Origin of the sequence: Streptomyces sp. LS1784 (genome assembly GCF_020103755.1) — a bacterium.
Classification (GTDB): domain Bacteria; phylum Actinomycetota; class Actinomycetes; order Streptomycetales; family Streptomycetaceae; genus Kitasatospora.
This window is the reverse complement of the sequence record NZ_JAHSQD010000252.1, coordinates 1-11582: the sequence shown is the minus strand read 5'-3', so window position 1 is coordinate 11582 and position 11582 is coordinate 1. Positions and strand designations below refer to the sequence as shown.

The window sequence follows — 11582 nt, the reverse complement described above, 5'->3', positions numbered from 1 at the left end:
CGCGACGGCCTGCGCGGCCGAGGCCCTGCTCGTCCCGGACACCGCCCCCGGCCCGCCCGGCGGCCTCGGCGCGGTGCTGCGCTGGCCCGCCTGACCTCCCTCCGACCGGCTACCGCTCGGAAAGCCCGGGCAGCACCGGCTTCACGTCCAGCACCGGGGTGCCGTCGATCGCCTCCAGCCCCTCGACCCGCAGCCGCGGGCCGTCCACCGCCAGGACGGTGACCCGGTGCAGCCCGATCGGATTCGGCCGGTCCGGCGAGCGGGTGGCGAACACCCCGGTCTCCGGCCGGGAACGCTCCCCGCGCGGATGCACCGCGAGCACCTCCCGGTCCGCCTGGTGCAGCCAGGTCAGCAGCAGCACCTCCTGCCCGACCGCGAGGTCCCGCAGCCCCCGCTCCACCCCGGCCTCGAACACCACCCACGCCTCCGGCCCGCCCTCGTCCCCCTGCCTCGGCGCCCCCGCCCGCTCCACCAACGGCGACTCCACCCACCCGATCGCCCGCACCCGGAACTCCTGCTCCGCCACCGCAGCCTCCACCCGCACCTGAGGGTCCACCTGCCATCACCGTACCGGGCCCGACTGCCGTGCCCGCTGCGGCATGGTCGTGAGAGATGTACATCGTCGCTATACAAGCCGATTGACGCCAACAGGTTCTGAATTCGAACAGATCGGCAGCCGGGGCGGTAGGGACTGTTCCGATTGTCGGTGAAGTCGCATGGAGGACCGGCACGGCAAACCGCGGAAACGTCCCGACCGATCCGAGAGTAGGCATGCCGCGATGCGCGAGAATGTCGCGATAGTGGCCTGCTCTGGCGGCATATCGATGTGAGGCCTGATCATTTTCTTTGCAGACCGGTGAAAATGGGCAGAGCGTCTTCGGATTATGGGGCAGCCCTCTAAGATTCTCCGGGCATGCGGGACCCGGCCCGAGGGCCGACCAGCTGGCGTGGCAGCCTGCGGCTGTGTCGAGGGCCACCTTCGAACAGCCAGGATCTGGGCGCTGATTGTAGTGACGTGGGGAAACGATGGGATCGCAGGATATGCCGTCGGTTCGCTAGGGAGGCGAGATGGTCCGGCGAGTGCAGAGTCGGTTCGCGGGTCGAAATTCGGCAGCCTTGGCCCCGGTACGAAGTGATGCCAGGTCGACCTCTCAACGATTGAGGTCGCTTGTGGCGGAGGCCGGGGTCGAGGTCCAGCGAGCCGACGCGAAGGCGGGTTCGGTCTGCTCGATGGCGAGCATCGCGGGCGCGCTGGAAGTGGCGGTTCTCGCGGTGGCCTCCGGAGTCTCGATGTGGGCGGCCGTTCCGGCGATGCTCGGAGCCGGTGCGATGGTGACTGCTCTGCTCTTCGCAGCGGCCGCGCTCAGCCCCTCGCTGCCCCCGTCGGTCGGGCGGGACCGGCTCTCCTTCCTTGATGTCAATTCCATGACCGAGTGTCAATTGCGCTCAGTTGTGTACGGCCTTTCGGTGGCCGACCTCGACGCGGCCGACAGTAGGAGGGCGGTTGAGTTGAGCGCCTTGGCGATGCGGAAGTACCGGCTGCTGAGGGTCTCGATCACGGTACTGCAGTTCGGTTTTGTTCTGGCGGCGGCATCTGTGGTCGTTGCTTTCTGCAAGCTCTGACGCCTTCTGGCTGGGCAGTGCGGAATCGGCACTCGTGTCATATGGAGGAGACGTGTACCAGACTCATCGAGAGCTGTTCGGTGACCCGCTCTGGGAGAAGCTGTGCGCGCTCGCACCTCCCCGGCATCGGAAGACCAAAAGCGTCCTGCTGCTCCAGGGGGCCCCTGGGACCCACGTCTTGGTGCTCGCCTCCGGATCGGTGGCCGTGACCAGGCGTGACGGGAGCGGGCAGCGGACCATGCTCGCAGTCCGGGGAGCCGGCGCACTGCTCGGTGAACTCGCGGTACTCGCTGAGGAGCGGCGAAGCGCGACGGTGATGGCGGTGGAACCGTGTACGGTCCACATCGTTCCGGCCCCCGAGTTCCACGCGTTCATCGACGAGCACCGACTGCTGCAGGTGCTCATGCGGCACACGGTGGGACAGGTGAGACAGAGCGAGGAGATCCGGCAGGAGCTCGCGACGGCCTCCGTCCCTGTCCGGCTCGTGGCGGCGTTGCTGAGGCTGGCAGAGTCGACGGCTCGCCCGGTTCGCGGCCCGGTCCGAATCAAGCTGTCCCAGGACGAGATCGCCCAACTGATCGGGTGCTCGCGCAACTCCGTCGTGGAGGCGCTGAGACCGCTTCGCGCGCATGGACTCGTACAGTCGTTCGCGGGTGGTCTGGAGGTGGTAGACCTCGTGGGCCTGCGAGCCTTTCGTGTGACGGCCTGAGATATGGCTCACCTGGCTGCTGCCCAGGAGTGTGCACCGCTGGCCGGGGTTGTCGCCGCATCATCGGAGCGACCGTCGGACAGGCCCGTCGCGGTCTCCCTCCATCCCCCCCGTGAAAGGGCGTCAGTGATGCGCGAGTCCACTACTCCCCAAGACCCCCGCGACATCCCGGACTATCGGGCGCTGTTCGTGATCGACATGAAGGGGTACAGCGCCGTCCAGTCGTGGCGCATGACGGACTACTGGGGAGACCTGGAGGGCATGTTGGCCACGGCCTTCGTCCAGAGTGGTCTCGGATCCGAGTGGCACGACCCGCTGTACCGGGACTCCACGGGTGACGGACTGATCCTGGCCCTTCCGCTGGCGAAGGCACGGCTCCTGGTCGATCCCCTGGCGGAGAACCTCCACCGGCTGTTGGCCGACCACGACCGAGAGCGCCTGGCCTCAGTGCCGTCGATCAGGGTGCGGATGAGCGTGCACGTGGGTCCGTTGCCGGACAGCCACCGGGGCGACCCGATCAACGACCTGTGCCGCTTCGTGGCCAGCGACGCGGCTCGCGACACGGTGAAGGTCGCCGAGAAGCACAGGGCGTTCGTCGCGATGGTGCTGTCGTACGAGGCCTACCAGGTCATCGTCCGCGCAGGCCGGACCGAACGCCTCCGTGCCGAGGACTTCCGGCTCACCCGGGCGTCGGTGGACGAGAAGTTCGCCGAACCCGCGTGGGTGCACGTGCCGAGGGTGAACGGGGAACTGCTGGAGGCCGTCGACCCGTGGCCCGGGGTGGGGGCGAAGAGGGTTGAGGAGCCGGTCAAGTCTCCCTGCGCGTCGGACCAGCCTGCCGGCGGAGTACGGAACTTCGGGGCCATCGGCAGCTATCTCGAACAGGCCCACGACTTCACCATCAACAACTAGCTGCGTCTCGCGGCCAGCAGATTGTCGGAGCCGTTCCTGCCGTCGCGGGGCTTCAGAGGAGGACGAGATCATGTCGGATGCCATGTATGGGCCTGATCCTTCGGGTCGGGATGCCGAGAACGCCGCAGGTGAAGCCGGGCCGTCGGTCGGCGCCACGGGACCGGACACGGACCCGCAGGGGGTGATCGAAGCCGATCACCGGGGAGACCGGGCGGGTGAGGCGTCGCCGCCTGACCAGGGCGTCGACCGAGGGCCTTCGGTGGAGCAGCTGGCTCCCGACGCCGACTCGGTGGCGGAGGACCGTAAAGCGCCGACTGCGGTGAGGTCCGCGGGCTACGAGAACCCGGTTCCCGTACAGACGGCCGACGGCGCCGTCCAGGTCGGTACCTACGTCGAGTCCGCACGCGATGTGCTCGTCAATCCGACGTTTCCGACTACGACGGTCGAGAAACTACTGGAGGAGACCCCGATCGACGTCGAGCAGGCCTTGCTCGAAGGGGTCTACGTCGAACCGCCCAACGGGGCGACGGCGACCGAGAGGATTCAGAAGGCGCTGAACTCGGAGTATCCGCTGGCCGTCCTGGTCGTCCGGCCGGAAGTCGGTGCGACGACGTTCGCTAAGCGCCAGTTGGCGCTGGCGGTGGGGGCGGGTCGAGAGATCTTCCTCCTGGACGGTGACTGGCAGCGGCTCACGTTGGCCCAGCTGCCGCGCAAGTCCCAGCGGGGGCAACTCCTGGAACTCCGTGACAGTGAGACCGACCAGCTGCGCGAGATCCTGCTGAACGAGCTCCCGCGATACGCGGCCGAACTGCGCGCAAAGGACTCCTTCCTCCTCGTCACAGTGACCGAGGAGCTCTGGGCGGCGCGCAAAGCCGAGGTTCCCGCCGGGATCGCGGTGGTTCATCTCACGGATCCGCCGCCCGCATTTTCGCTGGTCCGGAGCCACCTCACATCCCACCACAGAGAAACACTGGCCTCGGACCTGGAGAAGCGCGACGTCGCCGCGGACATCAAGGACTGGAGCGCAGTGCGTTCGATCCGCTTCGTCCGTGACCTCCTCGCCATCACTGATGAGTTCGATCCGGTGGCGCCGGGCCGGGACACCGAGGATTCGGCCTTCCAGTCGAAGCTCGTCAAGTACGACGACATGCTCAAGCGGCTGGTTCGCGGTTGGTCCAAGGAACTGGACCAACGGCTCGCGGAGGCGTCGGCACCGGCCAAGGAGATCGACGGCGTCGGGTGGGTGTCCCCGTTGACCCTTGAGGAGCGCTGCTACTCCCTCGTGCTTGCTGTCCGGGGCTCGGTCAAGGTCGCGGAGGCGATCGAGGAGGGGCACCGGTTGGTCGGCCTGCTTGCCGGCGAGACGGGAGGGGAGACGGCGGCGAAGGAGAAGCGTTCGGACCTCAGGGGCTCGTTCGTTGGTCGCGGGTTGCAGACCCGTCTGAAGGCCATCGGGGCCGAGGCCGACGAATCCGGCGTGGCTGCGTTCCGCGCTGCGGCGTATGGGGACGAGTTGCTGGTCCGGGTCTGGCGCGAGTACCCGGACGTGCGACCCAGAGTGCTGGAGTGGATCATGTCGGATTCCCCCGAGCAGCGGGCCGAGCCCGATGGCGCGCCGATTCGGGCCGTGACCAATGTGCTGCTCGCGACCCGGGACGCCCAGGGCCTCGCGGGCCTCCGGGACCTCGCCACGACACCTGGACGCCGGGCCTTCGCTGCGCGGGTCCTTGTTGCGGCGGCCAAGGATGCCAGTCTCGGGCGTCCCGCCCGGGCGTTGCTCTACGACACCGCCGCACGCAAGTCCGAGGAGGGACAGCGGTTGGTCGTCCAGGTGTGCCGCGAGTTGTTCGACAGCCAGCGCGACGCGGCGATGACCCGTCTCAGGAGGGTCGCCGACAATGGTGGTCCGGCGGTCTGGGGCGATGTTCTGGAGGCCTTCTCGGCCGCTCTCGGTGCGCCGGAGCAGCTGCCGTGGTTCGTTGACACGCTCCGGGCTGTACACCGGCGTGCGGGTGCGACCCCGGCGGTGCGGCTGGGGGTGCTGGCCCTGCTGAAGGCGGACGTGTATGTGCTTGCCGTCGTCGCGGAGCCAGATGCTGCCGAGGTGATCAGGGCGGCGGTCGACAGCATGCTGAATTCCCCGGAGGACTACCCCGGGCTCTTTCCCACGCTCGCGACGTGGCTGGAGCGGGTCCCGTCGGGGAAGCCGTATGAACAGGCACTCGCGACGATCTGGGCGGTCGTAGTGAAGCACGGCCGGCTCGCGGACTTCACGCTCCTGGCCACCGTCCTCGGTGGGATCGTGCGTGAGGACGGCCAGGTGCCGGAACAGGACATCATGAGCTTGATGAAGGCCGACCCTGACCTGACGTCGGTGGTGGAGCTGAAGAGGGCGAGCGAGTGAAGCGTCTCTTTGGGCGCCGTCGAAGGCCCGAGAGCTTTACCTGTGTGGTGGAAAGGCGCTTGCTGGGCAGCCTGACGCCAGACCTCCGCTTCACAGCCACATTCTCGGCCGAGTGGTGGTCCGGTCAGGACGAGCACCGGAACGTCGAGTCGGTGGTGGCCCGCGATCTGTTGGAGCGCGCCGTCAAGCTTTCCGAGCGGTGGTCCGTTGACGAGGTACGACCCGCGCAGGACCAGCTCAACGCAGAGCTCGGGCGGGAGTACGACAGCGCTCACGGCTACTATCGGGGACTCGTCGCCACCGTCCAGCTCTTCGTAGACGACGACACCGCCGAGGTGGCTCGCCAATGGCGTCGTGACCGGGCCCGCGTTCAGCGGATGAGGTACCTGAAGAGCATCCTCTACTCCGATCCGGAACTCCTGCTGCTCGACCATCTCGAACGGTACCCGGAGGACCTTGGGACCGTGGACGTCAAGCCGTTCCAGCAACTGGCCAGGACCGTACGAACCGGCAACGCGTCGTGGTACCCGCTGCTCGACGCCCTGGCCAGGCTGAGTTCGGCCTCGAATCCGGTCTGCGGAGACGTTACGGCCATGAAAGCCATCCTGAAGGCGGTCAAGGAGGCCGCTCCGGAGCTGATCGAACTGCACGGGTTGCGTGACGAGACCGCGTGAGCTCGCCCGGTGGGCTGGCCCATTCCCTCCGCACTGCTGAGCGGATTCGAGGAATTCATGTCAACCAACCTATGGCGCTGGATACTTGCGCCACGTACGAGCTGGAAGGCGCTTAGGCTCAGCCGAGCGAGCGACGGGCGACTCGACTTCGACGTCGCGTGGCGCAGAGCCCGCGTACACAGGCGCCCTGACGAGATCGGCTACCTGCGCCACGGCCACGGGGTCAGTGAGGCCGGAGATCGTGATGAGCGCGATGAACGGTCGTCGGGCCGCGCTCGCTGAGGCCGGTCAGCGTGGGCCCGGTTCCCCTCGGACCAGCCACGAGGGTTCGAGGGGAACCAGGTGCCCCGTGAGCGTCCGGACGTCGGCGGGGACCGCTGCGCGGGGGAGCAGGGCGGGGAGGTGGCGGGTGGTGTAGGCGCGGTGGGCGGCGGGGGTGGTCCAGAGGGTGGTGACGAGGTAGCGGTCGGAGGCGAGGCGGGTGACGGTGCCGCCGAGCATGCCGTCCGCCGCGGCCATGCCCGGGGCCCAGAGCCGGCGTTGGACGTCGAGGAAGTGCTCGGCGCGGCCGGGGTGGAGCCGGCAGTCGGCGGCCCGCAGGACGGTGGCGCGGGTGAGGGCGTCGGGCAGGGAGGGGGCCGCGCCCGGCATGGTGAGGACGACCGGCCCGGCGGCGACCTCGATCGTGCTGTAGTCGGAGCGCTGGTCGGCCTGGGCGGCGGCCCCGTCGTGGCGCTCGCGCATGAAGCGGGCGTACGCGGGCCCGTCGGTCCACAGGCCGAGCAGGAGGGCCCGGTCGGCGTCGGGCGCCCAGCCGCCGGCCTGGCCGACCAGGCCCGGCTGGTCGGAGATCGCCGACCAGCGGCGCTGGCCGGCGGCGAACGCCTCGCGTGCTCCGGGCGTCACCCGGCAGTCGATCCACTTGCCCCACATGCGGGCCATCATGCTGCGGTGAGGCGGGGGAGCGTCAATCGGGCGCCGGCCCCGGGGCGGTCGGACCAGGGACGTAGGGCCCGCGCCGGGGCGGTTGCCGGATGTGGCGGTGGCCGGATGTTGCAGAGTCCCGTCATTGCCGCCATCGGTGCCGCCGGGTGAGGGTAGGGGGCATGAACGACGCACCCCGCCTGTCGCATCTGGTCGTGATCCCGGTGTTCCCCGGAGTGAACGCGCTGGACGTGGCCGGGCCCGCCGAGGTCCTCGCGCTGGCCGGTCGGCTGCTGCCGCCCGGGCGGCCGGGCTACGAGGTGCGGGTGTGCGCGGAGCGGCGCGGGCCGGTGGCGACCTTCTCGGGGGTGCCACTGTACGTGACCGACACCCTGGCCGAGCAGCGGGTGCGGCCGGACACGGTACTGGTGCCGGGGCGGGTGGACCTGGGGCCGGACGGACCGGTGCCGCAGGTGGATCCGGCGGTGGTCGCCTGGCTGCGGGAGGCCGGGCCGCGGGCCGGGCGGATCGCCTCGGTCTGTGCGGGCGCGCACGTGACGGCGGCGGCCGGACTGCTGGACGGGCATCGCGCGACCACCCACTGGGCGACCGCCGAGAGGCTGGCCGCCGACCATCCGGCCGTCGAGGTGGACGCCGACCCGGTGTTCATCCGCTCCGGGCGGATCTGGACCAGCGCGGGTCTGACCACCGCCATGGACCTCACGCTCGCCCTGGTCGCCGAGGACCACGGCGACGACCTGGCGCTGCAGATCGCGCGGATCATGGTCATGTACCTCCAACGACCGGGCGGCCAGAGCCAGTTCAGCGTTCCCCTGGCGCACCGTACGGGCGGCCGGGCGGACCTGGGCGCTCTGCGTCGCTGGATCGCCGAACACCTGGACACCGAGCTGTCGGTGCCCGTGCTCGCCGGGCGGCTCGCCATGAGCGAACGGCACTTCGCCCGGGTCTTCCGCGCGGAGACCGGCACCACTCCCGGGGCCTACGTGGAGGAGCTGCGCCTGGAGGCCGCCCGCCGGCTGCTGGAGCGCAGCGACCATCCGCTGCCGGGCGTCGCCCGGGCCTGCGGCTTCGGTTCCGTGGAGACCTTGCACCGGGTGTTCAGGGACCGGCTGTCCACCACTCCGGGGGACTACCGGTGCCGGTTCCGGATTCCGGCCGAGAACACCGACTGACCATCAATTCACCATGAGAGAAGGAACACTGTGAGAATCAAGGCCACGCACATCGGAACGGCGACGGTCCTGCTGGAGGTCGGCGGCCTGCGGCTGCTCACCGATCCGGTCTTCGACCCGGCCCCCGCCGAGTACCGGCACGACCCGGTGGTCCTGCGCAGCACCCGGGGCCCGGCGACGGGCGTGCACGAGCTGCCGCCGGTGGACGCCGTGTTGCTCAGCCACGACGAGCACCCCGACAATCTGGACGCCACCGGCCGTACCCTGCTCGACGGGCGGCCGGTGCTGACCACGGTCGGCGGGGCGGCCCGGCTCGGCGGCGGCGCGCTCGGGCTGGCGCCGTGGCAGACCCGCGACCTCACCGTGGACGGCCGCACCCTGCGGGTGACCGGCACTCCCGGTGTGCACGGGCCGGTCGGGGAGGTCACCGGGTTCGTGGTCGAGGTGCCGGGCGAGCAGGAGGCGCTGTACGTCTCGGGCGACACCGTCCACATCCCCGAACTGGCCGAGGTGGGGCGGAGGTTCCGGATCGGCACGGCCCTGCTGCACCTCGGGGCCGCCCGGATCGAGGCCTTCGGCGGCGGCGAGCTGATCACCATGGACGCGGCACAGGCCGCCGCGCTCACCACTTCGATCGGAGCCCGCCGGGTCGTGCCCGTCCACTACACCTCGTGGGAGCACTTCACCGAGGGGCGGACGGAGACCACCGCACGGTTCGCGGCGGCGGGCCTGGCCGACCGGCTGCACTGGCTCACCCCGGGCGTCGCCGAGGTGCTCGACTGACGACCGGACCGGGTTCAGAGGGTGGCGACCGGGGGCAGCCGGTCCAGGATGCGCTCCATGCCGCCGGTCCAGTTGGCCTCCAGCGCGGTGACGGCCTGTTCGAGGTCGCCGTTCAGCAGGAACTGGGCGATCCGCTCGTGCTCCTCGGCGGCGCGTTCCAGGATCTCGTGGTCGCCGACCACCACCCGCTCGTAGCGGTGCAGGGTGAGCTTCAGCGAGTCGATCATCTCGCGCAGCCGGGCGTTGGTGCAGCCGGAGAGCAGCAGGGCGTGCCAGGCGTCGTCGTAGCGCTCTATCGTGCCGTGCGGGGCCTGCGGGGCGGAGAAGGCGCGGGCCTCGGCGAGCAGCCGGGGGGCGATCTCGGCCAGGTGCGCCGGGTCGGAGGTGCGCAGGGCCAGCGACTCCAGGGCGATCACGATCGCGGTGAGGTCGAGGAACTCCTGTTTGCCGGTGGGGGCGAAGCGGAAGCCCTTGCCGCGCTCGCTGGTGATGATGCCCTCGCGTTCCAGGCTGATCAGGGCCTCGCGCAGGGGGGTTCGGCTGACGCCCAGTTCCTCGGCGAGCTGGACCTCGTTGATCGACTCGCCGGGGGTGAACCGGCCGCGGCCGAGCTGCTCCAGGAGTTCGTCCTTCACCTGCTCGCGCAGCGGACGCCGCTCGATCGCCATCGGGCTTCCCTTCTTCCTCGGTCCGTAGCGTACCGGCCGGGCGACCGGCGCTGACGGCCGGTCGCCCGCAGTCGTCGACAGGGCGGTGTTTCGGGTCAGGCGGTGCCGGCGCCGTCCACGGCGATGACGGCGCCGCTGACGAAGGCGGCGGCGTCGCTGGCCAGGAAGGCGACGGTCTGGGCGATGTCCCGGGGTTGGCCGATCCGGCCGAGCGGGCGGTCGGCGGCGTCGGTGTAGAAGGCGTCCGGGCTCTCGCCGAGTTGGCGGGCCTCCTCGGCGAGCATGCCGGTGTCGGTGTCGCCGGGGCAGACGCAGTTGACCCGGATGTTGTCGGGGCCGTGGTCGATGGCCATCGCCCGGGTCATGTTGACCACGGCGCCCTTGGAGGCGCAGTAGGAGATGGCCCGGCCGCCGCCCCTGATGCCCCAGCCGGAGCCGGTGTTGACGATGCTGCCGCCGCCGTTCGCGGCCATCAGTGGCACCACCAGCCCGCTGAGCAGCATGATCGAGCGGACGTTGACGGCCATCACCAGGTCCCAGTCCTCGTCGCTGATCTCGGTGACGGTGGAGCGGCGGATGATGCCCGCGTTGTTGAACAGCACGTCCACGCCGCCGTGTCGTTCGACGGCGGTGCGCACGGCGCGCTCGCAGTCGGTGCGCCGGGAGACGTCGCAGCGGACGAAGGTGCCGCCGATCTCCTTGGCGGCCTGTTCGCCGCGTTCGGCGTCGAGGTCGACGAGGACGACGGCGGCGCCGAGTTCGGCGAGCAGGGCGGCGGTGGCCCGGCCGATGCCGGAGGCGGCGCCGGTGACGATCGCGCGCTTGCCGTGCAGGTCGATCATGGGGGAGCTCCTCTGCAAGGGGTGGGAGGGTCAGGCCGACAGCCGGTAGACGGCGCCGGAGCGGCGGCCGGTGATCACCCGGACGTGTCCGGAGAGGGCGTCGTCCAGTTCGGGGTCGCCGGTGTCCAGCAGCAGCGGGCGGCCGGCCAGGGCGGCGAGTTTCGCCTCGGTGGCGAGTACCAGCAGCCGTTCCCGGCCGGCGGTGCGCAGCAGTTCGGGGGTGAGCTGCTGGTTGCCGCGACCGAGCAGGAAGCCCTGGCCGCCGATCGGGGAGAGGGCGATGTAGGGGGCGGCGGGCAGGGTGCGCAGCTGGTCGGCCCGTGCGTCGTGGATCAGTACCCGGGCGGGGGTGGCGAGGCCGTCGGCGTGGCCGGGGCCGAGCGCGCCGTCGGGGCCGAGCCGCAACAGGTCGACGCCGGTCAGGCTGGTGCCCGGTGCCCCGAGTGCGGTGGCCACCGCGTAGGTGGTGCTGCCGGGTCCGAGGAGCAGCAGCCCGCCGGGGCCGACCCGTTCGGCGACCTCGGCGGCGATGCCGGCCGGCGTCCCCGGGGCGGGGCCGGAGCTGCCGGTCTTGCGCTGCTGCACCCGGGCGGGCAGCACCGGGACGGTCAGCCGGCCGTACAGTCGGGCGGAGAGCCGGCCGGCCCGCAGCGCGCCCTCGTCCCGGTCCACCACCTCGGCGGCCGTCAGTCGTACGCCCCGGCCGGTTGCCCAGGCGGCCGCGACCTCGGCGGCGGCCCGGGGGTGGACGGCGAACACCGCGGAGTGCATCTTGACGCCGGCCGGGATGCCGAGCACCGGCAGGCCGGGCTCGGGCCCGAGTGCGTCGAGCACGTCGCGGGCGGTGCCG

Annotated in this window: 12 protein-coding genes; 7 read left to right on the top strand and 5 right to left on the bottom strand. The window is 70.7% G+C overall.

The annotated features are described in order from the left end of the window. Nucleotides 1-109: 109 nt before the first annotated feature. Nucleotides 110-556 (bottom strand): tRNA (N6-threonylcarbamoyladenosine(37)-N6)-methyltransferase TrmO, encoded by a 447-nt coding sequence (gene tsaA, locus KS423_RS25570; protein ID WP_224282116.1) that lies wholly within the window; start codon nucleotides 554-556, stop codon nucleotides 110-112. A gap of 674 nt (nucleotides 557-1230) precedes the next feature. Here tsaA and KS423_RS25565 point away from each other — a divergent pair. The 5 genes from KS423_RS25565 to KS423_RS25545 all read left to right on the top strand — a co-directional run bounded on the left by KS423_RS25565 (nucleotide 1231) and on the right by KS423_RS25545 (nucleotide 6322). Further along, nucleotides 1231-1623: a Pycsar system effector family protein gene (locus KS423_RS25565; protein WP_224282115.1), complete on the top strand. Its 393-nt coding sequence runs from the start codon at nucleotides 1231-1233 to the stop codon at nucleotides 1621-1623. A 52-nt stretch (nucleotides 1624-1675) separates the two neighbouring features. Next, nucleotides 1676-2332 (top strand): Crp/Fnr family transcriptional regulator, encoded by a 657-nt coding sequence (locus KS423_RS25560; RefSeq protein ID WP_224282114.1) that lies wholly within the window; start codon nucleotides 1676-1678, stop codon nucleotides 2330-2332. 129 nt (nucleotides 2333-2461) lie between these two features. Then, on the top strand, nucleotides 2462-3244 hold the full coding sequence (locus KS423_RS25555; protein ID WP_224282113.1) for a hypothetical protein: 783 nt from the start codon (nucleotides 2462-2464) through the stop codon (nucleotides 3242-3244). Between the two features lie 70 nt (nucleotides 3245-3314). Next, on the top strand, nucleotides 3315-5648 hold the full coding sequence (locus tag KS423_RS25550) for a hypothetical protein (protein ID WP_224282112.1): 2334 nt from the start codon (nucleotides 3315-3317) through the stop codon (nucleotides 5646-5648). A gap of 59 nt (nucleotides 5649-5707) precedes the next feature. After that, nucleotides 5708-6322 carry a hypothetical protein gene (locus tag KS423_RS25545; RefSeq protein WP_224282111.1) on the top strand — a complete coding sequence of 205 codons (615 nt, stop codon included), beginning with the start codon at nucleotides 5708-5710 and terminating at the stop codon, nucleotides 6320-6322. Nucleotides 6323-6610: 288 nt separating this feature from the next. Here the strand turns inward: KS423_RS25545 and KS423_RS47510 are convergent, their stop codons facing one another. Then, the gene (locus KS423_RS47510; protein WP_263455225.1) at nucleotides 6611-7255 is read right to left on the bottom strand and encodes a DUF4937 domain-containing protein; all 645 of its coding nucleotides are present in this window, start codon (nucleotides 7253-7255) and stop codon (nucleotides 6611-6613) included. A 173-nt stretch (nucleotides 7256-7428) separates the two neighbouring features. Between KS423_RS47510 and KS423_RS25530 the strand changes: the two genes are divergently transcribed. Continuing rightward, nucleotides 7429-8439 (top strand): GlxA family transcriptional regulator, encoded by a 1011-nt coding sequence (locus KS423_RS25530; protein WP_224282110.1) that lies wholly within the window; start codon nucleotides 7429-7431, stop codon nucleotides 8437-8439. Nucleotides 8440-8469: 30 nt separating this feature from the next. Then, entirely contained in the window at nucleotides 8470-9222 is a 753-nt protein-coding gene (locus KS423_RS25525) for an MBL fold metallo-hydrolase (protein ID WP_224282109.1), read from the top strand. A 14-nt stretch (nucleotides 9223-9236) separates the two neighbouring features. Here the strand turns inward: KS423_RS25525 and KS423_RS25520 are convergent, their stop codons facing one another. The 3 genes from KS423_RS25520 to KS423_RS25510 form a co-directional block, all read right to left on the bottom strand. Further along, on the bottom strand, nucleotides 9237-9890 hold the full coding sequence (locus KS423_RS25520) for a GntR family transcriptional regulator (protein ID WP_224282108.1): 654 nt from the start codon (nucleotides 9888-9890) through the stop codon (nucleotides 9237-9239). A gap of 95 nt (nucleotides 9891-9985) precedes the next feature. Then, nucleotides 9986-10732, bottom strand: a complete 747-nt coding sequence (locus KS423_RS25515; protein WP_224282107.1) for an SDR family NAD(P)-dependent oxidoreductase — start codon at nucleotides 10730-10732, stop codon at nucleotides 9986-9988. 30 nt (nucleotides 10733-10762) lie between these two features. Then, nucleotides 10763-11582, bottom strand: an 820-nt coding sequence (locus tag KS423_RS25510) for an ATP-NAD kinase family protein (RefSeq protein WP_224282106.1), incomplete at its 5' end; no start/stop codon positions are given.

Coding starts and splice junctions, on each gene's coding strand:
- KS423_RS47510 (WP_263455225.1), bottom strand. CDS start 7,255: ATGTGGGGCAAGTGGATCGACTGCCGGGTGACGCCCGGAGCACGCGAG.
- KS423_RS25520 (WP_224282108.1), bottom strand. CDS start 9,890: ATGGCGATCGAGCGGCGTCCGCTGCGCGAGCAGGTGAAGGACGAACTC.
- KS423_RS25565 (WP_224282115.1), top strand. CDS start 1,231: ATGGCGAGCATCGCGGGCGCGCTGGAAGTGGCGGTTCTCGCGGTGGCC.
- KS423_RS25555 (WP_224282113.1), top strand. CDS start 2,462: ATGCGCGAGTCCACTACTCCCCAAGACCCCCGCGACATCCCGGACTAT.
- KS423_RS25550 (WP_224282112.1), top strand. CDS start 3,315: ATGTCGGATGCCATGTATGGGCCTGATCCTTCGGGTCGGGATGCCGAG.
- KS423_RS25530 (WP_224282110.1), top strand. CDS start 7,429: ATGAACGACGCACCCCGCCTGTCGCATCTGGTCGTGATCCCGGTGTTC.
- KS423_RS25515 (WP_224282107.1), bottom strand. CDS start 10,732: ATGATCGACCTGCACGGCAAGCGCGCGATCGTCACCGGCGCCGCCTCC.